This window comes from Nocardioides sp. Root1257 (assembly GCF_001425175.1).
Classification (GTDB): domain Bacteria; phylum Actinomycetota; class Actinomycetes; order Propionibacteriales; family Nocardioidaceae; genus Nocardioides.
This window is the reverse complement of the sequence record NZ_LMDV01000001.1, coordinates 1,120,001-1,143,716: the sequence shown is the minus strand read 5'-3', so window position 1 is coordinate 1,143,716 and position 23,716 is coordinate 1,120,001. Positions and strand designations below refer to the sequence as shown.

23 protein-coding genes are annotated in these 23,716 nt (G+C 72.4%); 14 read left to right on the top strand and 9 right to left on the bottom strand.

Annotation, left to right across the window (positions count from 1 at the left end):
• The first annotated feature begins 20 nt into the window (after window positions 1–20).
• A complete protein-coding gene (gene ilvD, locus ASC77_RS05550; RefSeq protein WP_056149565.1) occupies window positions 21–1,715 on the top strand; it encodes a dihydroxy-acid dehydratase in 1,695 nt (564 codons plus the stop codon).
• A gap of 1 nt (window position 1,716) precedes the next feature.
• The gene (locus tag ASC77_RS05545) at window positions 1,717–2,706 is read left to right on the top strand and encodes a hypothetical protein (protein ID WP_056149557.1); all 990 of its coding nucleotides are present in this window, start codon (window positions 1,717–1,719) and stop codon (window positions 2,704–2,706) included.
• 69 nt (window positions 2,707–2,775) lie between these two features.
• Here ASC77_RS05545 and ASC77_RS05540 read toward each other — a convergent pair whose 3' ends face one another.
• Complete coding sequence (locus tag ASC77_RS05540; protein WP_162249792.1) at window positions 2,776–3,678, bottom strand: aldose 1-epimerase family protein; 903 nt, start codon at window positions 3,676–3,678, stop codon at window positions 2,776–2,778.
• Between the two features lie 36 nt (window positions 3,679–3,714).
• Between ASC77_RS05540 and xylB the strand changes: the two genes are divergently transcribed.
• Together xylB and ASC77_RS05530 are read left to right on the top strand one after the other, a co-directional pair.
• Window positions 3,715–5,112 carry a xylulokinase gene (gene xylB / locus ASC77_RS05535; protein WP_056149552.1) on the top strand — a complete coding sequence of 466 codons (1,398 nt, stop codon included), beginning with the start codon at window positions 3,715–3,717 and terminating at the stop codon, window positions 5,110–5,112.
• Complete coding sequence (locus ASC77_RS05530) at window positions 5,109–6,305, top strand: kynureninase (protein WP_056149550.1); 1,197 nt, start codon at window positions 5,109–5,111, stop codon at window positions 6,303–6,305. The genes xylB and ASC77_RS05530 overlap by 4 nt, the downstream gene beginning before the upstream one ends.
• A gap of 13 nt (window positions 6,306–6,318) precedes the next feature.
• Here the strand turns inward: ASC77_RS05530 and ASC77_RS26005 are convergent, their stop codons facing one another.
• Together ASC77_RS26005 and ASC77_RS05520 are read right to left on the bottom strand one after the other, a co-directional pair.
• Window positions 6,319–7,683, bottom strand: coding sequence for a flippase-like domain-containing protein (locus ASC77_RS26005; protein ID WP_082574465.1), 1,365 nt, complete (start codon window positions 7,681–7,683; stop codon window positions 6,319–6,321).
• Entirely contained in the window at window positions 7,680–8,321 is a 642-nt protein-coding gene (locus tag ASC77_RS05520) for a Pr6Pr family membrane protein (protein WP_056149549.1), read from the bottom strand. Before ASC77_RS05520 ends, ASC77_RS26005 begins: the two co-directional genes overlap by 4 nt.
• A 22-nt stretch (window positions 8,322–8,343) precedes the next feature.
• Between ASC77_RS05520 and ASC77_RS05515 the strand changes: the two genes are divergently transcribed.
• Entirely contained in the window at window positions 8,344–9,048 is a 705-nt protein-coding gene (locus ASC77_RS05515) for a GNAT family N-acetyltransferase (RefSeq protein ID WP_056149547.1), read from the top strand.
• Here ASC77_RS05515 and ASC77_RS27380 read toward each other — a convergent pair.
• A complete protein-coding gene (locus ASC77_RS27380; protein WP_235547493.1) occupies window positions 9,014–9,091 on the bottom strand; it encodes a hypothetical protein in 78 nt (25 codons plus the stop codon). The two genes, ASC77_RS05515 and ASC77_RS27380, sit on opposite strands and share 35 nt — an antisense overlap.
• A 218-nt stretch (window positions 9,092–9,309) precedes the next feature.
• Between ASC77_RS27380 and ASC77_RS05510 the strand changes: the two genes are divergently transcribed.
• The 5 genes from ASC77_RS05510 (at window position 9,310) to ilvC (ending at window position 14,016) form a co-directional block, all read left to right on the top strand.
• Window positions 9,310–9,726, top strand: coding sequence for a VOC family protein (locus ASC77_RS05510; RefSeq protein WP_056149545.1), 417 nt, complete (start codon window positions 9,310–9,312; stop codon window positions 9,724–9,726).
• On the top strand, window positions 9,723–10,412 hold the full coding sequence (locus ASC77_RS05505; protein WP_056149542.1) for a 4a-hydroxytetrahydrobiopterin dehydratase: 690 nt from the start codon (window positions 9,723–9,725) through the stop codon (window positions 10,410–10,412). Before ASC77_RS05510 ends, ASC77_RS05505 begins: the two co-directional genes overlap by 4 nt.
• A gap of 235 nt (window positions 10,413–10,647) precedes the next feature.
• Entirely contained in the window at window positions 10,648–12,405 is a 1,758-nt protein-coding gene (locus ASC77_RS05500; RefSeq protein ID WP_056149538.1) for an acetolactate synthase large subunit, read from the top strand.
• Entirely contained in the window at window positions 12,402–12,956 is a 555-nt protein-coding gene (gene ilvN / locus ASC77_RS05495; RefSeq protein WP_056149537.1) for an acetolactate synthase small subunit, read from the top strand. The genes ASC77_RS05500 and ilvN overlap by 4 nt, the downstream gene beginning before the upstream one ends.
• Window positions 12,957–12,987: 31 nt before the next feature.
• Complete coding sequence (gene ilvC, locus ASC77_RS05490) at window positions 12,988–14,016, top strand: ketol-acid reductoisomerase (RefSeq protein WP_056149535.1); 1,029 nt, start codon at window positions 12,988–12,990, stop codon at window positions 14,014–14,016.
• Between the two features lie 12 nt (window positions 14,017–14,028).
• Here ilvC and ASC77_RS05485 read toward each other — a convergent pair whose 3' ends face one another.
• Entirely contained in the window at window positions 14,029–14,925 is an 897-nt protein-coding gene (locus ASC77_RS05485; protein WP_056149533.1) for a hydroxymethylglutaryl-CoA lyase, read from the bottom strand.
• A 32-nt stretch (window positions 14,926–14,957) separates the two neighbouring features.
• Between ASC77_RS05485 and ASC77_RS05480 the strand changes: the two genes are divergently transcribed.
• From ASC77_RS05480 to ASC77_RS05470, 3 genes are read left to right on the top strand one after another with little or no spacing between them, the layout of a single operon-like run.
• A complete protein-coding gene (locus tag ASC77_RS05480; protein WP_056149531.1) occupies window positions 14,958–16,154 on the top strand; it encodes a CaiB/BaiF CoA transferase family protein in 1,197 nt (398 codons plus the stop codon).
• Entirely contained in the window at window positions 16,154–16,762 is a 609-nt protein-coding gene (locus tag ASC77_RS05475; protein WP_056149529.1) for an isochorismatase family protein, read from the top strand. The genes ASC77_RS05480 and ASC77_RS05475 overlap by 1 nt, the downstream gene beginning before the upstream one ends.
• On the top strand, window positions 16,759–17,313 hold the full coding sequence (locus ASC77_RS05470; protein WP_056149527.1) for a hypothetical protein: 555 nt from the start codon (window positions 16,759–16,761) through the stop codon (window positions 17,311–17,313). The genes ASC77_RS05475 and ASC77_RS05470 overlap by 4 nt, the downstream gene beginning before the upstream one ends.
• Before the next feature lie 203 nt (window positions 17,314–17,516).
• On the opposite strand, the gene ASC77_RS05465 is transcribed toward ASC77_RS05470, so the two are convergent.
• From ASC77_RS05465 to ASC77_RS05455, 3 genes are all read right to left on the bottom strand, one after another.
• On the bottom strand, window positions 17,517–19,250 hold the full coding sequence (locus ASC77_RS05465; RefSeq protein WP_056149524.1) for a helicase: 1,734 nt from the start codon (window positions 19,248–19,250) through the stop codon (window positions 17,517–17,519).
• Window positions 19,251–19,319: 69 nt separating this feature from the next.
• Window positions 19,320–19,871 carry a TIGR00730 family Rossman fold protein gene (locus ASC77_RS05460; RefSeq protein WP_056149522.1) on the bottom strand — a complete coding sequence of 184 codons (552 nt, stop codon included), beginning with the start codon at window positions 19,869–19,871 and terminating at the stop codon, window positions 19,320–19,322.
• 17 nt (window positions 19,872–19,888) lie between these two features.
• Window positions 19,889–21,235, bottom strand: coding sequence for an MFS transporter (locus ASC77_RS05455; protein WP_056149520.1), 1,347 nt, complete (start codon window positions 21,233–21,235; stop codon window positions 19,889–19,891).
• 89 nt (window positions 21,236–21,324) lie between these two features.
• On the opposite strand from ASC77_RS05455, the gene ASC77_RS05450 reads away from it, so the two are divergent.
• Window positions 21,325–22,965, top strand: coding sequence for a carbon-nitrogen hydrolase family protein (locus tag ASC77_RS05450; protein ID WP_200944895.1), 1,641 nt, complete (start codon window positions 21,325–21,327; stop codon window positions 22,963–22,965).
• On the opposite strand, the gene ASC77_RS05445 is transcribed toward ASC77_RS05450, so the two are convergent.
• On the bottom strand, window positions 22,962–23,678 hold the full coding sequence (locus ASC77_RS05445) for a GntR family transcriptional regulator (protein WP_056149518.1): 717 nt from the start codon (window positions 23,676–23,678) through the stop codon (window positions 22,962–22,964). The genes ASC77_RS05450 and ASC77_RS05445 overlap by 4 nt on opposite strands.
• Window positions 23,679–23,716 lie beyond the last annotated feature (38 nt).

Genomic DNA, 23,716 nt, shown 5'->3' with positions numbered 1-23,716 from the left:
CGGGTCCTACCCTTGGGGACATGAGCGAGTCCCGTCACACCCCCGACATCAAGCCCCGTTCCCGCGACGTGACCGACGGCCTGGAGAAGACCGCCGCGCGAGGCATGCTCCGGGCCGTAGGCATGGGCGACGACGACTGGGAGAAGCCGCAGATCGGCGTGGCCTCGAGCTGGAACGAGATCACCCCCTGCAACCTCTCGCTCCAGCGGCTGGCGCAGGCGGTCAAGAACGGCGTGCACGCCGCCGGCGGCTACCCGCTCGAGTTCGGCACGATCTCCGTCTCCGACGGCATCGCGATGGGCCACGAGGGCATGCACTTCTCGCTGGTCTCGCGCGAGGTGATCGCCGACTCCGTCGAGACCGTGATGATGGCCGAGCGCCTCGACGGCTCCGTGCTGCTGGCCGGCTGCGACAAGTCGCTGCCGGGCATGATGATGGCCGCAGCTCGGCTCGACCTCTCCAGCGTCTTCCTGTACGCCGGCTCGATCATGCCCGGCCAGGTCGACGGCAACGACGTCACGATCATCGACGCCTTCGAGGCGGTCGGCGCCTGCCTGGCCGGCAAGATCTCCCGCGAGGAGGTCACCCGGATCGAGAAGGCGATCTGTCCCGGTGAGGGCGCCTGCGGCGGCATGTACACGGCCAACACGATGGCCGCCGTCGCCGAGGCGATCGGCATGTCGCTGCCCGGCTCGGCCGCCCCGCCGGCCGTGGACCGTCGCCGTGACGGGTTCGCGCACCGCTCCGGCGAGGCTGTGGTCAACCTGCTGCGCCAGGGCATCACCGCCCGCCAGATCATGACCAAGGAGGCGTTCGAGAACGCCATCACCGTCGTGATGGCGCTCGGTGGCTCGACCAACGCCGTGCTGCACCTGCTGGCGATGGCCCGCGAGGCCGAGGTCGACCTGACCATCGACGACTTCAACCGGATCGGCGACAAGGTGCCGCACCTCGCCGACCTCAAGCCGTTCGGGAAGTACGTCATGTACGACGTCGACAAGATCGGCGGCATCCCGGTCGTCATGAAGGCGCTGCTCGACGCGGGGCTCATGCACGGCGACTGCCTGACGGTGACCGGCAAGACGATGGCCGAGAACCTCGCCGAGCTGGCCCCGCCGGACCTCGACGACGACGTGATCCGCAAGCTCGACCGGCCGATCCACGCCTCCGGCGGGCTGACGATCCTCAAGGGCTCGCTGGCCCCCGAGGGCGCGGTCGTGAAGACGGCGGGCTTCGACGACTCGGTCTTCACCGGCACCGCACGGGTCTTCGACGGTGAGCGTGCTGCGATGGACGCACTCGAGCGCGGCGAGATCCAGGCCCGCGACGTGGTCGTGATCCGCTACGAGGGCCCGAAGGGCGGGCCGGGCATGCGCGAGATGCTCGCCATCACCGGCGCGATCAAGGGCGCGGGCCTCGGCAAGGACGTCCTGCTGATCACCGACGGCCGCTTCTCCGGCGGTACGACGGGCCTCTGCGTCGGCCACATCGCCCCCGAGGCCGTCGACGGCGGACCGATCGCCTACGTCCGCGACGGCGACACCATCACCCTCGACGTGGCCAACCGGCTGCTCGAGGTGGAGGGCGTGGACGAGGACGACTGGGAGAAGCGGAAGGTCGGCTGGGAGCCGCTGCCGCCGAAGTACACCAAGGGCGTGCTCGGCAAGTACGCGAAGATGGTGCAGTCCGCCGCCCACGGCGCCATCACCGGCTGACGTGCCCGAGCAGCCCGACCAGCGCGGACCGGTCCTGCTCCTGGTCCTCCTCGTGATGGTGGCGCTGATCGTCGTCGCCTGGGGAGTGGGGCAGGAGGACGCCAACGGCGAGCTCGCCCCCGCCGCGGCGCCGTCGGCGGTCGAGCCTGCCGAGACCCCCGCGGCCGAGACGCCTCCGCCGACCCCGGAGACCCCGGCTGCGCCGGCGACCCTGCCCGGCGGCGGCACGGAGGTCTTCGCCGGCAACCACTTCCTGGTCGCCTACTACGGCACCGGGCAGACCGGCTCGCTCGGCGTCCTCGGCGAGACCGACCCGGACACGATGGACCGGCGGCTGCACCGGGCGGCCGCGCCGTTCCGGCGTCCCGGCCAGCCGCTGCGGCACGTCTACGAGCTGATCGTGACGATCGCCGACGGCTACCCGGGGCGCGACGGCGACTACAGCCACGACATCCCGCGCTCGGAGGTCCGTCGCTACATCCGCGCCGCGCACCGCAACAACGCGCTGCTGCTGCTCGACCTCCAGCCCGGTCGGTCCACCTTCCCCGAGGTGGCCCGGCGCTGGGAGTGGGCGCTGCGCGACCCGTGGGTCGGCCTGGCGCTCGACCCTGAGTGGCGGATGCGGCCGCACCAGGTGCCGGCCCACACGGTCGGCCAGGTCCGTGCCGAGGAGGTCAACCGCACCTCCGCGTGGCTCACCCGGATCGTCCGGCAGGACGACCTGCCGCAGAAGCTCTTCGTCCTGCACCAGTTCCGCACCGACATGGTGGAGGACATCGGACGCGTACGCCGCCACCCGGAGCTCGCGATGGTGCAGCACGTCGACGGGTTCGGCACCCCACGGCAGAAGCTCGCGACCTACCACGCGGTCGCGAAGCCGCGTCGGTTCACGATGGGCTTCAAGCTCTTCTACGACGAGGACGTGCGCCGGATGCAGTCGGCCGCCGTGCACGCCGTACGACCGCGGGTCAGGTTCGTCAGCTTCCAGTGAGCTCAGCGTGACGTCATACGGTCGGAGCAAACGGATGCTCTCCCCGTATGACGTCCACGACGTCGACCCTCAGCGACCGGCGCTACCAGCGATCGTGAACGACGCCCGGTGGCTCTCGCCCGGGGTGAGCACGACGAGGTCGACGCCGGTGCGGAACGAGTCCGGAGGCGCCGTGACGGGCTCGAGCGCGAGTGCCTCGCGCTCGTGGCCGCGGACGGTGTCGCCGGTGAAGGCGTGCAGCCAGCGGATGCCCTCGTGGACCGTGAGGCTGACGGAGCGCCCGGTGCCGGGGTCGGCCAGCGTGGCGGTCGCCCCGTCGGCGACACCGCCGAACGGGTGGTCCACGACGAGGTCACCGATCGAGCGACCGCCGCGGAAGTCCCACGGGGTGCCGTCGACCGGCACCGCGGGAGCCGGGAGACCGCGCTCGTCCATGGCACACCACGTCTCGGCCGGGAGCGTCAGCACGCACTCGTCGACCTGCCGGCCGACCGTCAGGTAGGGGTGCAGGCCCGCGCCGTACGGCGCCGGCGCGTCGCCGACGTTGGTGGCACTCAGCGTGGTGGTCAGCCCGTCGTCGCCGAGCCGGTAGGCGACCTCGAGGTCGAGCAGCCACGGGTAGCCGGTCTGAGCCGCGAGCTCGTAGCGCAGGACCGCGTGGTCGGTGCCGTGCTCGGCGACGGTCCACGGCACCCAGTGCACGAGGCCGTGGATCGCGTTCCACTTGGCCGGCTCGCTCAGCGGGAGCTGGTAGGTCCGGCCGTCGATCTCGTAGCGGCCGTCGCCGACCCGGTTGACCCAGGGCATCATCACCGCGCCCCGCGAGCTCTGGCACATCTGGCCGGCGGGCCACCCGGCGACCAGGTCCACGCCGTCGCGGGTGAGGGTGCGCAGGCACGCTCCGACGGTGACGACCTCGGCCTCGTAGGGACCGTGGGAGAGGGGGAGCGGGAGGCCCGCGGCAGGACGCACGAGCACACCCTGACAGACACCACTAGGGTCTGCACCGTGCCACTCGTTGCCGGGATCGACTCCTCCACCCAGTCCTGCAAGGTCGTCGTCTGCGACGCGGAGACGGGGGCGGTCGTCCGCACCGGTCACGCCTCCCACCCGGAGGGCACGGAGGTCGCGCCCGAGGCGTGGTGGGACGCCCTGCAGGCGGCGATCGACGTCGCCGGCGGGCTGGACGACGTCGCAGCCGTCGCGGTCGGCGGGCAGCAGCACGGCATGGTCTGCCTGGACGCCGCGGGCGAGGTCGTGCGCCCGGCGCTGCTCTGGAACGACACCCGCTCCGCGCAGGCCGCGCTCGACCTGATCGACGAGCTCGGTGGTCCGCAGGCGTGGGTCGACGCCGTGGGCCTGGTGCCGGTGGCGTCGTTCACGGTCACCAAGCTGCGCTGGCTGCGTGACCACGAGCCCGACAACGCGCGGCGTACCGCGGCGGTGTGCCTGCCGCACGACTACCTGACCTGGCGCCTCTCGGGATCGACCTCGCTCGACGACCTCGTCACCGACCGCGGCGACGCGAGCGGCACCGGCTACTGGTCGCCCGCGACCGGCGACTACCGGCGCGACCTGCTCGAGCTCGGGCTCGGCCACGACGTGATCCTGCCGCGCGTGCTCGGTCCGTCCGAGTCGGGACTCTCCATGCCGTCGGGTGCGCTGCTCGGCCCGGGCACCGGCGACAACGCCGGCGCCGCCCTGGGCCTCGGCGCTGTCGCCGGCGACGTCGTCGTCTCGATCGGTACGTCGGGGGTCGCGTGCGCGGTCGCCGACCAGCCCGTCGGCGACGTGACCGGCGCGGTGGCCGGCTTCGCCGACGCGACCGGACGGTTCCTGCCGCTGGTCGCGACCCTCAACGCCGCCCGCGTGCTCGACGCGGCCGCCCGGCTGCTCGACGTCGACCACGGCGCGCTCTCCGACCTCGCGCTGTCGGCGCCTGCCGGAGCGGGCGGCCTGGTCCTGGTGCCCTACCTCGAGGGCGAGCGCACCCCCAACAAGCCCGACGCGACCGGCGCCCTCCACGGGCTCCGGCTCGAGACGACGAACCCGGCGTACCTCGCGCGGGCAGCCGTCGAGGGGATGATCTGCGGCCTCGCCGACGCCGTCGACGCGGTGCGTGCGCTGGGTACGCCGGTGGAACGGATCATCCTGGTCGGCGGCGCGGCCCGCTCGGCCGCCGTGCGCGAGATCGCGTCGGCGGTCCTCGGACTGCCGGTCTCGGTGCCTGCGCCGGGCGAGTACGTCGCCCGCGGCGCGGCGCGCCAGGCCGCCTGGGTGCTCGCCGGCAGCGCCGAGCCGCCCGCGTGGCCGCTGTCCGGCGTCGTCTCGACGGAGGCCGAGCCGACCCCCGCGGTGCGCGAGCGCTACGCCAGCGTCCGCGACCTGACGGCGTCCCGGCCATGAGCCGTCCCGCGCAGGATCCGCTGGCGTCCTGCCGCGACCTCTTCGTGGGCGCGTCCTCACCGCTCGTCTACTTCGACGGCAACTCGCTGGGCCGCCCGCTCGCGGCCAGTGGCCCGCGGCTCGCGCGCTTCGTCGAGGAGGAGTGGGGCGGCCGGCTGATCCGTGGCTGGGACGAGGGCTGGATGGAGCTGCCGCAGGTCATCGGCGACGACCTCGGTCGGGTGGTGCTCGGCGCGGCGCCCGGCCAGACGACCATCGGCGACTCGACCACCGTGCTGCTCTACAAGCTGATGCGCGCCGGCGTCGCCGCCCGCCCGGGCCGCACCGAGATCGTGATCGACCGCGACAACTTCCCGACGGACCGCTACGTCGCGGCGGGCATCGCCGAGGAGTGCAGCCTGACCCTGCGGTGGATCGACGTGGACCCGGCCGCCGGGGTGACGCCGGAGCTACTCTCCGCCGCCGTCGGGCCGGCCACCGCGCTCGTCGTCCTCTCGCACGTCGCCTACCGGTCGGCCTGGCTGGCGGACGCGCCGACCCTGACGCGGATCGCCCACGACGCGGGCGCGCTGGTGCTGTGGGACCTCTGCCACTCGGCCGGGTCGGTGCCGGTGCAGCTCGACGAGTGGGGCGTCGACCTCGCCGTGGGCTGCACCTACAAGTACCTCAACGGCGGGCCGGGCTCGCCGGCCTTCTGCTACGTCGCGTCCGAGCACCTCGGGTCGCTCACGCAGCCGATCCAGGGCTGGCTGGGCTCGGTCGACCCCTTCCTGATGGGGCCGTCGTACGCCCCGGCACCGGGGATCCGTCGCTTCGTCTCCGGCACCCCGCCGGTCCTCGGCATGCTCGCGATGCAGGACATGGTCGCGCTGATCGAGTCGGTCGGCATCGAGGCGGTGCGGGAGAAGTCGGTCGCGCTCACGTCGTACGCGATCGAGGTGGGGGAGTCGGTGCTCGGACCGCTGGGCGTCGTCCTGGCCTCGCCCCGCGACCCCGCCCGGCGCGGCGGCCACGTCACCTTCAACCACCCGCTGATGCGGGAGGTGACCGCGGCCCTGTGGGAGCGCGACGTCATCCCCGACTACCGCGACCCGGGCGGCCTGCGCCTGGGTCTCTCGCCGCTGTCGACGTCGTACGACGAGGTCGAGCGCGGCGTCGGCCTGGTCCGCGAGGCGCTCGACTCGCTGACCTGACGCCTCGACGCGGCTACTCGTGGATGTGGTCGCGCCAGTCGTCCGGGACGCGACCGGCGGGTCCGGGGGCGGGCTGGTCGAGCGGGTGCTCGGTGGCCGGGCACATGGTCGGCCCGAGGAAGCCGGACTCGGTGGCGAAGTCCCAGAACCAGTCCTCGCCGGGCTCGAAGCTGGTGATCACCGGGTGCCCGGACTCGCGCCAGTGGGCGGTCGCGTGCTGCATCGGCGAGGTGTCGCAGCAGCCGACGTGGCCGCACTGCGTGCACCGGCGCAGGTGCACCCACCAGCCGCCCGACGCCTCGCACTCGACGCAGCCGGTGCCGCTCGGCGGGACGGTCGGGTCGACTCCTGCGCGTTCCGTCATGGGGCGAGCGTAGCGCCGCGAGATCCGCCAGCCGGTCCACGCGAGGAGACCGAGCGGGATCGGCAGCCAGAACGAGAACAGTCGGTAGAGCAGGGTGGCGATCACCGCCGTCTCGGTCGGTACCCCGATGAGGACGAGCATCCCGGTGAGGCCGAGGTCGACGAAGCCGACCCCGCCCGGCGTGATCGGGACGACGGCGAGTGCCTGGGAGACGACGAAGGCGAGCAGCACCTCGGACGGTCGCGCGTGCACGTCGAAGGCCACCAGGGCGGCGACCAGGGAGGCGTAGTCGAACATCCGGGTCGCCGCGGTGGCGAAGACCGCCCGCAGCCAGCGACCGTGGAACCCGTCGACGATCCGCTCCCGCTGCGCGAGCAGACCCGCGGCCACCGACTCCGGGGTGGTGCGCCGGCGTACGACGTGCAGGGCGCGGCCGATTCCGCGGCCGGCCGTCCGGAGCACCGCCGGCCACGTCAGCGCGGTGACGCCGATCGTCACGATGACGGCTGCCAGCACCACCGACACGACCAGGCCGAGCTGCAGCTGCTTGGCGGGAGGTGGTCCGATGAGCAGCGCCGGGATCGTGAGCACCGGCAGCAGGAAGAGGACCGCGTTCTGGAGCAGCGCGATCGCGCCGAGCCCGGACGCGACGGTCCCGGCCGGCTGTCCGGCGTCGATCAGGATCCTGGCCTGGACGACGCCTCCCACCGCGCCGCCTCCAGGCACGACCTTGGCCGCGGCGCTCCCGGCCAGCTGGGCGGTAGCGGTCGTGCCCCAGCCCACGTGGGACGGCGCGAGTGCCAGCTTGGTCAGCCACCACAGCGAGACCAGCCGGCCCGCCTGGAGGGCGAGCAGGACGAAGAACCACGGCACGTCGACCGTCGCGAGCTGCGGCCAGGCCTGGAACATCGTCAGCAGGCTCGGCAGCACGACGTAGAGGCCGATCGCCGTGATGGTGAGGCCGACGGCCCGGCCGCCCCAGCGCTTCACCAGCGTCGTACGCCGGCTGCTCATGGTCGTGCTCGCAGGCGTCGGTCGAGGGCCCAGGCGACGCCGAAGAGCGCGAGGAACAGTGCGGTGATGCCCCCGCAGACCACGAGCATCGACGCCCAGCCCTTGTCGTCGAAGTCCAGGAACGGGTAGGGGAACCAGCCGGTCGCGGCGCCCATGGCGAGGGTCCAGACCGTCCAGGCGACCGGCCAGGCCAGGGCCCACACGATGACCCGGCCGCCCACCCGGGGCCGCGGGCCGAACGCCGCCCAGCCGATCACCGCCAGCGCCGGCACGACCATGTGCAGCAGCTTGTCGCACACGAAGCTCCACCCGTGGAGGTCGAGCAGCGGACGCAGCAGGAAGAAGTGGACCAGGGCGGTGACGGTGATGCCGACCAGGCCGGCGAGTCGCAGCACCCGCCAGCTCGCGCCGTCGCGGGCCGGGTCGCGGGCCAGGGTGATCGCCCCGGCAGCGACCAGCAGGTTGCTCTGGATGGTGAAGTACGAGACGAGCCGCCCGAGCCGGATCGCGAGCCCGGGCTCCTCCTCGTCGAGCAGGGCGCGGTCGCCGGCGATCACCAGGACCAGCTGGAGCAGCAGCGCACCGACCACGACGACGGCCGTCAGCGTGTGCCAGCGTCGGGCCCACGTTGCGTCCATCCGCGCAGACTAGGGTGCGGACGTGCCCCAGGAGAACGTCCACGGCCAGCGGATCGGCGACGTCGTGCCGGACTGGGTGCCTCGCCCCCGCCCGGTGCCCGTCACCCTGACCGGGCGGTACGTCGCCCTCGAGCCGCTCGGCACCGAGCACGCCGCGTCGCTGCACGACGCGCTCTGCAACCCCGGCGACGAGGAGCTCTGGACCTACCGGCCGACCGACCCTCCGCCCGATGTGCCGGCGATGGTGGCGCTGGTCGAGCAGCACCTGGCGTCGGCGGACATGGTGACGTTCGCCCTCGTGCCGACCGGTGGCGGTGCGCAGGGCATCGCGTCGTACATGAGGATCGAGCCGGCGACGGGCCAGGTCGAGATCGCCGGAGTGCTCTACGCCCGGACGCTCCAGCGCACCCGCGCCGCGACCGAGGCGATCCACCTGAGCATGCGGCACGCGTTCGACGACCTCGGCTACCGGCGCTTCGAGTGGAAGTGCGACAGCCTCAACGAGCCGTCCCGGCGGGCGGCGGACCGGCTCGGCTTCGTCTACGAGGGCAGGTTCCGGCACCACATGGTGACCAAGGGCCGCAACCGCGACACGGACTGGTTCTCGGTCACCGACACGGAGTGGCCGGCGGTCCGGGCCGAGCACGAGCGCTGGCTGGACCCCGCCAACTTCGACGCCGACGGGCGTCAGCTCAGTCGCCTCCGAGTCCCTCGTCCCGCGCCCTGATCATCGCCTGCGCGCGATCGGGGACGCCCAGCTTGGTGAGCACGTTGGAGACGTGGTTGCGCACGGTCTTCGGCGTCGATCTGCAGCGACGCCTGGATGCCGACGATCCCGGCGAGGCCGGCCGCGGCGCCGACGAGGGCCCAGGTGCGAGAGGTGGGGTTGACGACCTCACCGTCGTACGCCCGGCGTCCCGGACGTCAGGGCGAGGCGTCCCGATCTGCCGGGCGCCCGCTGTCCGTGGCGTGTGCCAAGGTGGGAGTCGTGGACCAGCGGATCAGCTTCGTGACGCTCGCCGTCCGTGACCTCGAGAGGTCGCGGGCCTTCTACGTCGACGGCCTCGGGTGGGAGTCCGCCGTCCACGTCGAGGGAGACGTCCTGATGATCCAGGTGGGGGAGCACGTCGTGCTCTCGCTCTGGGTCGCCGAGCACTTCGAGGCCGAGGTCGGCCCGATCGTGCGCGGCGAGGGCGTCGCCCCGATCACCCTCTCCCACAACGTGGCGACTCCCGCCGAGGTCGACGCCGTGCTCGCGACCGCGCGTGCCGCGGGCGCCGACCCGGTGCACGCGGCGGAGGAGCGGGAGTGGGGCGGCTACACCGGCTACTTCGGCGACCCCGACGGCTACCGCTGGGAGATCGCGACCAACCCCGGACCGATCGGACAGGTGGTGCTCCCATGACCAACGACCCCAAGCACAGGCTGCGCTACCCGGACGTCGTGGCCGAGGGCCTCGACGACTGGCGCTTCTTCCTCAACCGGCTGCACGCCCGGTTCCGCACCGGCAGCTTCGTGCAGGGCCTCGCGCTGGTCACCCGGATCACCGAGGCGGCCGAGGAGGCCAACCACCATCCCGACGTGACGCTGACCTACCCGCAGGTCGACGTCGACCTGTCGAGCCACGACGTCGACGGTGTCACCAGCCGCGACATCGACCTCGCGCGGCGGATCACGGCGATCGCCGCCGAGCTCGGCATCGAGTCGGCGCCGCGCGACGTCTCGACCCTCGAGCTCGCGCTCGACGTACCGGACGCGGAGGAGGTCAAGCCGTTCTGGGCGGCCGTGCTCGGCTACGACGACCACGGCGAGTGGCCCGAGATCATGGACCCGGGCGGTCGCAACAACACGCTCTGGTTCCAGACCGCGCCGGAGGCCACCGGGGAGGTGCAGCAGCGCTTCCACCTCGACATCGTGGTGCCCCGCGAGGTGGCCGAGGAGCGGGTGCAGGCGGCCGTCGCCGCGGGCGGGACGCTGGTAAGCGAGGACGCCGTACCGGCGTTCTGGGTGCTGGCCGACGCGCACGGCAACAAGGTCTGCGTCTGCACCGCCGACGGCCGCCAGCCCGCCGAGGAACCAGCCGCGGACTGAGACAGACGTCCCGCATGCTGGGACGCCTGGCACACTCGGGTGCGGTCGAGCGGATCGTGCGGCTACCGTGGTGCCCATGCGCAAGCACCTTCTTGTACGCACGCGACGTGTGAGCTGAGTCGACACCGAACTCAGAGCACGCGTCACCCCTCGCCGCCCACCGGGCCGAGGGGTTTTTTGTTGGGCTGAACCATCCGCAGGGCACGACCGGCAACCGAGAACAGGACACAGACCGATGAGCGAGCAGATGACGGGCGCGCAGAGCCTGGTCAGATCGCTGGAGGCAGCGGGCACCACCGAGATCTTCGGCATCCCGGGTGGCGCCATCCTCCCGGCGTACGACCCCCTCATGGACTCCTCGATCCGGCACATCCTGGTGCGGCACGAGCAGGGCGCCGGCCACGCCGCGCAGGGCTTCGCCGCCGCGACCGGTCGGGTCGGCGTCTGCATGGCGACGTCGGGCCCGGGCGCGACCAACCTGGTCACCCCGCTCGCGGACGCGCACATGGACTCCGTGCCGATGGTCGCGATCACCGGCCAGGTCGGCGCCGCGCAGATCGGCACCGACGCCTTCCAGGAGGCCGACATCCGCGGCATCACGATGCCGATCACCAAGCACAACTTCCTGGTCACCGACCCGGCCGACATCCCGCGCACGGTCGCCGAGGCGTTCCACATCGCCTCCACCGGTCGCCCCGGCCCGGTCCTCGTGGACGTCGCCAAGTCGGCGCTGCAGGCGATGACGACGTACGCCTGGCCGAGCGAGCTCGCGCTGCCCGGCTACCGTCCCGTCACCCGGCCGCACTCGAAGCAGATCCGCGAGGCCGCGAAGCTGATCCTCGAGTCCCGGCGCCCGGTCCTGTACGTCGGCGGCGGCACCATCCGCGCCCGGGCCGCCCAGGAGCTGCGCGTGCTCGCCGAGCTCACCGGCATCCCGGTGGTCACCACCCTGATGGCGCGCGGCGCGTTCCCCGACAGCCACCCGCAGCACCTCGGCATGCCGGGCATGCACGGCACCGTGGCCGCGGTCGCGGGACTGCAGAAGTCGGACCTGATCATCAGCCTCGGCGCCCGGTTCGACGACCGGGTGACCGGCAACCTCGACTCGTTCGCCCCCGGCGCCCGCATCATCCACGCCGACATCGACCCCGCCGAGATCGGCAAGAACCGCGCGGTCGACGTGCCGATCGTCGGTGACTGCCGCGAGGTGATCAGCGACCTGGTCGTCGCGCTCAAGGCCGAGGCGGATGCCGGCCACACCGGCGACTACGAGGGCTGGGTGCAGTTCCTCGCGGGCATCAAGCGCACCTACCCGCTCGGCTACGACAAGCCGGCCGACGGCGGCCTCGCGCCGCAGTACGTGATCGAGCGCCTCGGCGCGATCGCCGGTCCCGACTCGATCTACTGCGCCGGCGTCGGCCAGCACCAGATGTGGGCCGCGCAGTTCGTCGGCTACGAGAACCCCAACACGTGGATCAACTCCGGCGGCCTCGGCACGATGGGGTACGCCGTGCCGGCGGCCATGGGCGCCAAGGTCGGCATGCCCGACACGACGGTGTGGGCGATCGACGGCGACGGCTGCTTCCAGATGACCAACCAGGAGCTGGCCACCTGCGCGATCAACGACATCCCGATCAAGGTCGCGATCATCAACAACGAGTCGCTCGGCATGGTCCGCCAGTGGCAGACGCTGTTCTACAACGAGCGCTACTCCAACACCGACCTGCACTCCAAGCGGATCCCCGACTTCGTCAAGCTCGCCGACGCCTACGGCTGCGTGGGCCTCGCGTGCGAGAGCCCGGACGACGTCGACGCGACGATCGCCAAGGCGATGGAGATCAACGACGTGCCCGTCGTCGTCGACTTCCGGGTGCACCGCGACGCCATGGTGTGGCCGATGGTCGCCGCCGGCACCAGCAACGACGACATCAAGTACGCCCGCGACCTCGCCCCGCGGTTCGAGGACGACGCAGACCTGGAGCTCCGCCCGTGACGACGCCTCTCAACACCAAGCACACGCTCTCGGTCCTGGTCGAGAACAAGCCCGGCGTGCTGGCCCGCATCGCGGGTCTCTTCAGCCGCCGCAGCTTCAACATCGACTCGCTGGCCGTGGGACCGACCGAGCACCCCGAGGTCTCCCGGATGACCATCGTGGTCGACGTCGAGGACACCCCGCTCGAGCAGGTCACCAAGCAGCTCAACAAGCTCGTCGAGGTCATCAAGATCGTCGAGCTCGACGGGTCGACCTCGGTCAACCGCGAGCTGCTCCTGGTCAAGGTCAAGGCCGACGCCGACTCCCGCGGCCAGGTGCTGGACGCCGTCCAGCTCTTCCGGGCCAAGGTCGTCGACATCGCCCCCGACGCCGTGACGATCCAGGCCGTCGGCAATGCTGACAAGCTCGGCGACCTGCTCCGGGTGCTCGAGCCCTTCGGCATCCGCGAGCTCGTCCAGTCCGGCATGGTCGCGATCGGTCGCGGCTCCCGTTCCATCTCCGAGCGCAACCTGCGCCCGGTCACAGTGCCGGCTCCGCCGGCGGCAGGCTGACGCAACACACCAACACGAAGGAGAAGCCCCAGTGGCTGAGATGTTCTACGACGACGACGCCGACCTCTCCCTGATCCAGGGCAAGAACGTCGCGGTCATCGGCTACGGCAGCCAGGGCCACGCCCACGCGCTGTCCCTGCGCGACTCGGGCGTCGACGTGCGGATCGGGCTCCAGCCCGGCTCGAAGAGCCGCGCGAAGGCCGAGGCCGAGGGCCTGCGGGTCGTCACGCCCGCCGAGGCCGCGGAGGAGGCCGACGTCATCGTCATCCTCGCCCCCGACCAGCACCAGCGGAAGCTCTACGCCGAGGAGATCGCGCCGCAGCTCGCTGCCGGCGACACCCTGGTCTTCGGCCACGGCTTCAACATCCGCTTCGGCTACATCACGCCGCCGGAGGGCGTCGACGTCTTCATGGTCGCCCCGAAGGGTCCCGGCCACCTGGTCCGCCGCGAGTACGTCGACGGGCGCGGCGTGCCGGTGCTGGTCGCCGTCGAGAAGGACGCGTCGGGCAACGCCTGGCCGCTCGCCCTGTCGTACGCGAAGGCGATCGGTGGCCTGCGCGCCGGCGGCATCAAGACCACCTTCACCGAGGAGACCGAGACCGACCTGTTCGGCGAGCAGGCCGTCCTCTGCGGTGGCGCCTCGCAGCTGGTCATGTACGGCTTCGAGGTCCTCACCGAGGCGGGCTACCAGCCCGAGGTCGCCTACTTCGAGTGCCTCCACGAGCTCAAGCTGATCGTCGACCTCATGTACGAGGGCGGCATCGCCAAGCAGCGCTGGTCGGTCTCCGACACCGCCGAGTTCGGCGACTACGTCTCCGGCCCGCGCGTCATCACGCCCGACGTGAAGAAGAACATGGAGGACGTGCTCGCCGACATCAAGAACGGCACGTTCGCCGAGCGCTTCATCTCGGACATGGACAACGGCTCGCCGGAGTTCACCGAGTTCCGCAAGAAGGGTGAGGCCCACCCGATCGAGCAGACCGGCCGCGAGCTCCGCAAGCTGATGGCCTGGGTGAAGAGCCACGACTCGGACTACACCGAGGGCACCGCCACCCGCTGACGCTCGACCAGATCAAGCCGGGAAGGCGCCGGCGCGGCCCAGCTGCGCCGGCGCCTTGTCGTATCCGCAGAGCTCGCTGATCCAGGTGCCGGTGGCGGCGATCGACGCCAGGTCGATCCCGGTCGAGATCCCTGACCGGTCGAGCAGGTAGGTCAGGTCCTCGGTGGCGATGTTGCCGGTCGCGCCCGGTGCGAAGGGGCAGCCGCCGATGCCGCCGGCGGACGCGTCGAGCACGGTCACGCCGGACTCGATCGCGGCGAGCGCGTTGGCGTAGCCGGTGTTGCGGGTGTTGTGGAAGTGCGCGCGCAGCGGGATCTCGGCGTCCAGCGAGCGCAGCCCGGAGACGATCGACCGCACCTGGGCGGGTACGCCGACGCCGATCGTGTCCGCGATCGCCAGCTCGTCGGGGGCGGCGTCGAGCACGCCCCGGGCGACCTCGAGCACCCGCTCGGTGGAGACCTCGCCGTCGAAGGGGCAGCCGAAGGCGGCGGCCAGGATCACCGTCGTCGCCAGGCCCGCCGAGCGGGCGTCGTCCGCCATCGCCTGCCAGGCGGCGACCTGCGCGGCGGTGTCGACGCCCTGGTTCCTGAGGGCCAGCCCGTCCGAGACGACGACGACGACCGTCGCCTCGTGGCAACCGGCCGCGATCGCTCGGTCGAGACCGCGCCGGTTGAGGACCAGCCCGATCGAGCGCAGCCGCGGGTCGTCGCGCACCTCGGCCATCACCGCCTCGGCATCGGCCATCTGTGGCACCCGCTCGGGGTGGGCGAAGGCGGTCACCTCGACCCGCCGCGCGCCGGCGTCGAGCGCACGACGTACGAGCGCCGCCTTGTCTGCGGTCGACACGAGCCGGGACTCGTTCTGCAAGCCGTCGCGAGGGGAGACCTCGACGATCTGGACGTCCGTCACGTGCAAACCCTATCTGATATACGATTCGACGCATGACGAGTGCGGGGCCGCTGGACGGAGTGCGCGTGATCGAGGCGGGGCAGCTGCTCGCCGGCCCCTTCGCGGGGACACTGATGGCCGACCAGGGCGCCGACGTCGTCAAGGTCGAGGCGCCCGGCGCGGGCGACCCGATGCGCCAGTGGGGACGCACCGACGGCACCTCGCTCTGGTGGCCGGTCGTCGGCCGCAACAAGCGCTCCGTCACCCTGAACCTCCGCGAGGAGGAGGGCCAGGAGCTCTTCCTGCAGCTCGTCGCGAAGTCCGACATCGTCGTCGAGAACTTCCGGGCCGGCACCTTCGAGAGGTGGAACCTCTCCTACGAGCGCCTGCGCGAGGTCAACCCCGGCATCATCATGGTGCGCGTCACCGGCTTCGGCCAGACCGGGCCCTACGCCTCGCGCGCCGGCTACGGCTCGATCGGCGAGGCCATGGGCGGCCTGCGCTACATCCTGGGCGACCCCGACCGGCAGCCCTCGCGCGCCGGCATCTCGATCGGCGACTCCCTCGCCGCCATGCACGCGACCGTCGGCGCCCTCTCGGCGCTCCAGCACCGGAACCGCACGGGTGAGGGACAGGTCGTGGACGCCTCGATCTACGAGTCGGTGCTGGCGATGATGGAGTCGCTGGTCACCGAGTGGGACCAGGCCGGCTACCAGCGCGAGCGCACCGGCGCGATCCTGCCCAACGTGGCGCCCTCCAACGTCTACCCGACCAAGGACGACCAGCTGATCCTGATCGCCGCCAACCAGGACTCCGTCTCGTCGCGGCTGTTCGCGATGATGGACCACCCGGAGTGGTCCGCGCCCGGCCACCCGTACTCGACCCACGTCGGCCGCGGCAACGACCAGGAGTACCTCGACGAGCTGATCTCCGCGTGGACCGCCACCGTCGTCGCGGACGAGCTCCTCGACCTGATGGACACGGGCGGGGTGCCGGCCGGCCGGATCTACAAGGCCGCCGACATGCTCGAGGACCCGCAGTTCCAGGCCCGGGAGTCCATCGTCGAGGTCCCGGACCACACCTTCGGCACGCTGAAGATGCAGAACGTCGTCCCCAAGCTCTCCGCCACCCCCGGCAGCATCCGCTGGACCGGCCCGGAGCTGGGCCAGCACAACGACGAGGTGTACGGCGACCTCCTCGGCCTCTCCGCCGACCGGCGGGCCGAGCTCGGTGCGGAAGGCATCATCTGATGGACGCCTTCGGTGCGCGGATCGGCTGGGGCTCGAAGCCCGCGGTGGTCGTCGTCGACGTCTGCCTCGCCTACCTCGAGGGTGGCCCGCTCACCGACGCGACGGGGCGCTTCGAGAGCGCCCGGGCCAGCGCGGCGCGGGTGGTCGCCGCCGCCCGCGCCGCCGGTCACCCCGTCCTCTTCACCACCGTCAAGCTCGCACCCGGCGGTGCCGACGCGGGCTGGTTCGCGGTCAAGGTGCCCGGGCTCACGGCGTTCGAGGACGGCTCGCCGTACGCCGCGTTCCCCGACGAGCCCGCCCCGCTGGCGGGCGAGGTGGTGGTCACCAAGCAGTACGCGTCGTCCTTCTTCGGCACCAGCCTCGCGGCCACGCTGACGGCGGCCGGCATCGACACCGTGGTGGTCACCGGCTTCTCGACCAGCGGGTGCGTGCGGGCCACCGCGCTCGACGCGCTCCAGCACGGCTTCCGGCCGATCGTGGTCGCCGACGCGTGCGGCGACCGCGACGCCGCGACGCACGACCAGAACCTCTTCGACCTCGACGCGAAGTACGCCGACGTCCTCGGTGAGCAGGCCGTCGTCGACCATCTGACAGGAGCCGCCCGATGAGCACCACCGACCTGAACTCCCCGGACCTGAGCTGGCTCACCCACGCCATCGCCGGCTCCGACCTCCCGGCCCGGATGGTCATGCTGCACGCGGACCCCGAGCGGCAGACCCGCACGGTCGTGGTGGAGTTCCCGGACGGCTGGCGCCGCGACGCGATCGGCCACCAGCCCGCGGGGGAGGACATGGTGCTGCTGTCGGGTGCCCTGACGATCAGCGGCGAGACCGCCACGGTGCGCGACTTCTTGTCGGTGGAACCGCGGGCGACCCGGAGTGCGACCTCGGTGGCCGACGGCACCCGGGCGGTGGTGTGGTTCTCCGGACCCGGCGGGGGCTGGACCGACGGTCCTGCCGCGGACGCCGGGTCGCTCACGGTCACGCCGCTGTCGGACGACCTGACCGGTCCGGTCATTGCGCACGACAGCCTCGGCGACGCGTCGTACGACCACGACGTCGACGTGGTCTGGCTCGACCGTCAGCACTGGGCGCACGTGCCCGCGGGGGAGCCGGTGCCGTCGGTCGACGGCCGTGCCGTGGTCCGGCACTGGAGCTGAAGGCGTCGCCACCGGGTGCGAGATACCCAAAATTCGTCGTGACGCCATGCGACGTGACCTCGTTGGACCCGGTGATTGGCCCACGGTGACCAGCGAAGGTCGGGGGATCGTTCCGGTTGGGGGGCGTGGGTCGATCGCTCCGGGGTCTCCGCTGCCGACCCGAGACTGCGGCGGGGGCCTCGGACCGCGTCTGAGCGGAGTGGTCAGGCGCCTTCCTCGGTCAGGGTCGTGGACGGCAGCCAGTCGGCTCCGAGGAGCTGGGCGAGGTCGGCCAGGCCGGTGGTGTCGCTTCCCACGGTGTCGGAGGCCGCGGCGATCCGCTCCACCATGACCTTCCCGACCTGCTCCTCGACGGTGTCCTCGGCGTACGCGATGTGCCACGGCGAGACCTGGTGGTCGCGGTGGGTGCGGCCGGTCACCTGTCGTGCGGCGATGCCCGAGAAGCGGGCCTGGTGGAAGACGCCGACCCGCGGTTCGGTGCTCGCCTGGCGGCCTTCGGTGAGGGTCTCGCCGGCGTGGAGGCTGATGGAGGCGACCGTGGTGAAGACGCAGACCTTCGCCTGCCCGGTCTGGAACCGGAGCCGCTCCGCCTCGGCGTCGAACCGGTCGCGGCCGTAGATGGTGGCCACCTCGATGCCGGAGTCACGCAGTCGGCCGGCGATGGGGTCGGCGGCGGTCGCGACGAACTCGACCGAGCACGCCACCTGCCGCTCGGAGTCGACCTGCTGGGCGATCCAGGCGACCGTCGAGTCGACCCGGATCAGCCCGGCCTTCTGCCGGAAGCGCAGCAGGGCGGCCCGCCCCTTCGCGACGTTGCGGCCGCGTCGCGCGATGTCCATCTCGCGACAGAACTCTCCCCACTCGGCCTCGTAGGCAGCGCGCTCCTGCGGCGTGAGTGCCACCGGCATGCCGGAGATCGGCACCGGTCCCCACGGAGCGGCCCGGTGCAGCATCGCGGGAGGCCGCTCCTCGGCGAGCCAGCCGCGCACGAGCTTGAGGTCCGCAGCGCGTTGCGCGGGATCGGTGGTCCACGTCGCGCCGTAGCGGCCCCGCTCGACCCCGACGCCGTGACGCTCGAGCGCGGCGGTGAACGCATCCCCGGGCTGCGTCGCCGAGGTCCAGTCCCGCATCGGCTCGCCGAGCACCTGGGCGTAGGCGGGCGCGAGGTACGGCAGCTCGAGGGGCGTGTGTCCGGGCGTCGCGGTCGTCGCGATGACGAACGGCGCCTTGTCGTGAGGCCGTCCGTGCCCGGAGATCCTGGCCCAGAGCTTCCACCGCTTCGTCGTCGTACGGCGCAGCGCGTGGGCTTCGTCGGCGATGATCACGTCCCACTCGTGGTCCTTCACCTTCTCCAGCCGGTCCCAGGTGATCACGACCCATTCGAGACCGCCGTCGCCCAGCGCCGTGATGGTGCGGCACCAGTGTCCGACCGTGATCGCCGCGGGGCGGTCGGCGACGACGAGCACCCGTTGCGCGCCGCGGAGGTCGCCCACGGCCGTCGCTCCGAGCACCGCGGCGATCGTCTTGCCCACGCCCGGCTCGTCGGCCAGCAGGAACTGCCGTCCGCCCGCCGCGGCGCGCGCAGCGATCGCATCCGCAGCCTCGAACTGGATCCTCCGGGGCTCGAGCGCATCGGTCGGCTCGGGGTTGGGGGTCGGACGGTCGGCGTTGAGGGTGTTCTCGATGAACCGCCCGAGCGTGTGCGGCCCCGGAGCGTAGGGCGTGAGGCGGTCGGGCAGAGCCCGCCCGACGTACAGGTGGGTCTTGACGGCCGGGTGCCAGGTGGCGCCGTCGACCTGGGTCCCGTAGGGGACGTCGAGCACCCACAGCCGCTCGCCCGGCCCGGTGGCCGGCAATGGCCGCGCGGGCTGGCGGGTCCCGCTCCGGCGCGGCGACCCGCTGCGTCCACGAGCACGGGATCGGCGAGGGCTGGCCACCCCTGGACGCTATCGGGGCGTCCGCCGCGAACGGCGCTGGCTCGCCCGTGCGTGCGAGGACCGATGGGCCTAGCGCGAGGCCAGCCCGGTGAGCGCCTCGTCGAGCGTCTCCGCGACGACGACGTCGTCGAGCACGGTACGGCGCACGAACCCGGCGTCGACGAGGCCGTCGAGGGCGGTGAGCAGGGGAGTCCAGAAGCCGCCGGTGTTGAGGAAGCCGACCGGGTCGTCGTTGAAGCCGATGTGCCGCCAGCTCCAGACCTCGATGATCTCCTCGAGCGTGCCCAGGCCGCCGGGCAGGCAGAGGAACGCGTCGGCGAGCTCGGCCATCATCGCCTTGCGCTCGTGCATGGTCTGCACGACGTGCAGCTCGGTGAGGTCGTGCCGACCCCACTCGCGGTCGACCATCGACCGAGGGATCACGCCGATCACCTCGCCGCCGGCGTCGAGGGCGCCCTGCGAGACCTCGCGCATCAGCCCGCCACCGCCCCCGCCGTACACGAGCCCGAGGCCGCGCGAGGCCAGGCCGCGGCCGACGTCGTACGCCGCCTGACGCCAGGCGGGATCGGTCCCGTCGCTCGAACCGCAGAAGACGGCGACCCGCCGGATGTCTCGACTCACGGGGAGAGCCTAGGGACTCAGCCGGCGAGGGCCCTGGCCGCGTCCTCGTCGTAGTAGCGCGTCGTGTGGCGCAGCACGACGAGCGTGATGAACATCGGCGGCAGCAGCGCGAGCATTGCCAGCGTGAGTGACCCGACCGCGTCGGACGTGAGGCCGATCAGCAGCGGCCCGGCCGCACCGCCGAGCGTCGTCACGAACTGCAGGACCGCGAAGCCGACGCCGCGCCGGCTCGCGGGCACCACGTCGGCGGACGCCGCCGTGAGGTTCGGGATCGCGCCCGCGAAGCCCACGCAGGCCAGGGTGATCATGGTCATCCGCAGCGGGAGCCCGGGCAGGAGCACGACCCCGGTCAACGAGACGGCCCCGAGCGCGAGGAAGCCCAGCCCGGTCCGCAGTCGCCAGGCCGACCGCACGCCGTGCCCGCGGTCGCCGATCCGGCTGCCCAGGATGATGCCGATGACGATGCCGGTGCCGCCGACCCCGCCGGCCAGGCCCGCGGCAGCGTCGTACTCGAGTCCCTCGGTGCGCTCCAGCAGGGTGGGCAGCCAGTAGAAGAGCCCGCCGAGCCCGAGGTAGAGCAGCGAGAGGCTGGCGATGATCCCGCGCAGCGCCCGGATCTGGAGAACCTCGCGCGCCTCGGCCGCCATCGACGTCGTCAGGGACACGGTCTCGTGGGAGCCGCCCGGGTCGGTGGTCCCGCGGAGCTGGTCGATCCGGTCGCCGAGGCCGCGCAACGGCTCGCGCAGCGTGAGGACCAGCAGTGCGACGAGCACGCCCGGCACCGCCACGATGAAGAAGACGGCGCGCCAGCCGACCGCCGTCGCCAGCGCGCCGCCCAGGGCGACGCCGACCGGGAGACCCATGTAGTAGCCGGCCCGCTCCAGCCCGTACGCCTTGCCGCGCGCCGACCCCGGGTAGTAGTCGGCGAGCAGGCTCGAGGCCGGCGGGTTGTAGAGCTGGCCCGCCGCGCCGAGCAGGATCCGGCTGGCGAAGAAGACCGCGAACGTGGTCGCGATGCCGCTCACCACCGAGCACACGGCCCACGCCAGCACGACCAGGGCGACGATCGTGCGCCGGTGGCCGCGGTCTGCCAGCCGGCCGGCCGGCAGCAGCAGGATGACGCCGGCGATCGCCGAGGCGGTCGGGATCGCGCCCGCCAGGGTGTCGCCGAAGCCGAAGTGGTCCTGGATCGCGGGCAGCGCGCCGGCGACCAGGTTGTACTCGACCCGGTCGATGAAGGCGACGAGCGCGATCACGATCGCGGCCCACCACCCGAACGGCGCGACCTTGGTCAGGTCGATGGGCACCGGTCCGCGGCCGGGGAAGGCCTCGATCTCGATCTCGTCACGGGTCGCTTCCGACATCCGGCCTGCTCCTACGCTTCGGGGGACTGGTGTGCAAGGCTTGGCCTGAAGCGTAGATCATATATAGACCGAGAATCAGAGGAGCGTGAATGTCGATCGTGCGTGTGGCCGCCGTCCAGTTCGCCGTGTCCGAGGACGTCGAGGACAACCTCGCGACCTGCCTGCGGATGATCGACCGCGCGGCCGGCGAGGGCGCCCGGGTCGTCGTGCTGCCCGAGTTCTGCAACCACGTCTCCTGGTACGACGGGCGTGAGCACGCCCGGCGGATGGCGCAGACCCTCGACGGGCCGTTCGTCACGGCGCTCGCCGCCAAGGCCCGCGAGCACGCGATCCACCTGATGGCCAACTGCACGCTGGCCCGCGAGGACGGCCGGACGACCGGCAGCAACATCCTCTTCTCGCCCGAGGGCGAGATCCTGGTGGTCACCGACAAGCAGGTCCTGATGGGCAGCGAGCGCGACCACCTCGACCCGGCCGTCGCGCCGTCGCCGGTCGTCGACGTCGAGTTCGGCCGGGTCGGCCTCTACTCCTGCATGGACGGCGTCATCAACGAGACACCGAGGATGCTCGCCGTCGGCGGCGCCCAGGTGCTGCTCAACAGCCTGAACTCCTTCGCGCTCGACGAGGCGTCCCTGCACGTGCCGGTGCGCGCGGTCGAGAACCGGGTCTGGGTCGTCGCCGCCAACAAGGTCGGCCCCCTGGTGCCCGCCCGCAGCATCGAGACGGTCGCCGAGCGGGTGGGTGTGCCGGTCGAGATGCTGCACGGCGCGGGGGAGAGCCAGATCGTGGCGCCCGACGGCACCGTGGTCGCGCTGGCGCCGCGCACCGGCGAGGCGGTGGTCGTCGCCGACATCGACGTGGCGCGCGCCGACGACAAGAGCCGCCCCGACGGCACCGACGTGATGGGCGCGCGCCGCCCGGAGCTCTACGGCCCGATCCTGCAGGCACCCCGGGGCCGGCAGCGCGAGGCAGGCGCCGACGAGCTGGTCGCCGCCGTCGTCAGCCCGGCCGACGGCGACGACGTACGCGCCCTGCTCGCTGACGCGCTCGGCACCGGCGCCGGCCTGGTCGTGCTGCCCGAGCTCGCCGACCTCGAGCCGGCCGCGATCGTCGCCGCGCTGACCGGCACCTCGGCGTACGTCGCCACCAGCCTGGCCGAGGGCGCCGCCCACGTCGGGCTGGTGCTCTCCGCCGACGGTGTCGTGCTGCGGCAGACGCAGCTGCACGCCAGCGCGCAGCACCCGTGGGCGACCGAGCGCGGCGACGGGCTCGCCGTGGTCGACCTGCCGTGGGGGCGTCTCGCCCTGGTCGTCGGCGACGACGCGCTCTACCCCGAGACCTTCCGGCTCGCCTCGCTCCAGGACGTGGACGTCGTCGCGGTGCCGTTCACCACCCAGGCCGGCGCCGACCTCGACCCGCTCCTGCTCGAGCGGGCCGCCGAGAACCGGCTCAACGTAGCCGTCGCCAGCCGTCAGGGTGCGTACGGCGGGGGCGCGCTCTTCTCGCTCTCGACGGACTTCACGCTGTGGGCGCCCGACCGCGCGCCGTTCAGCGGCATCATCAGCCGCCCCGACCCGGTGCTCGCCACCGGCGCGGTCGAGGTGGCGACGCTGCGTCCCGCGTGCGCGGTCAACCGCTTCGTCAGCAAGGGCACCGACCTCGTCGACGGTCGCCCGTGGGACCTGGCGGGCGTGCTCGCCGAGGCCCAGGGAGTCGGCGCGAGCGGCTAGGCGCGGGCGGCCTCGGTCGACTCCGGCTGCCGCTCGAGCGCCTGCCGGAGGGCCTCCTCGCTGCTGTCGAGGTGGGCGATCCAGGCGTCGCGCAGCTCGTCGACCTTGCCGTCCCGGGCGAGGTCCAGGAGCGCGCGGTGCTCGGCGATGCGGGCCTCGGTCGTCTCGGGAGCGCGGTCCAGGTTGTCCATGAGCAGGTGCAGGTAGCGGTCGGCCGAGTGCCACAGGATCTCGAGCACGCGGCGGTCCACGGAGCCGGTGACGTCGTCGAGGATCGCGGCGTGGAACGCGTGGTGGGCCGCGGCCAGCGCCGAGGGCTCGCGCTCGATCTCGGCGTACTCGTCGAGCGCGACCTGTGCCTGCTCGAGCCGCTCCGGGGTCATCCGCTCCATCGCCCGCACGGTGAGGTCACCCTCGATGACCCGCCGCAGCCGGTAGATGTCGGCGAGGTCCTCCGGGCTCAGTGACGCGACCAGGGCGGAGCGGCCGGGGCGGAGGCTGACCAGCCCCTCGCTCTCCAGGCGGCGCAGCGCCTCGCGCACCGGGATGTGGCTGACGTCGAACTGCTCGCAGAGCTCCACGATCGAGACCGCCGCTCCGGGCTTGATGTCGCCGTTCAGGATCGCGCGGTGCAGCTCGTCGGTGACGCGGTCGACCAGCGACAGGTGGGCGATCGGGCGGACCGGTGCTCCCGTGCGGGGGGTGCGGGCCATGCGGGCTCTCTCCTCGGTTCGACGGACCGACATCACGT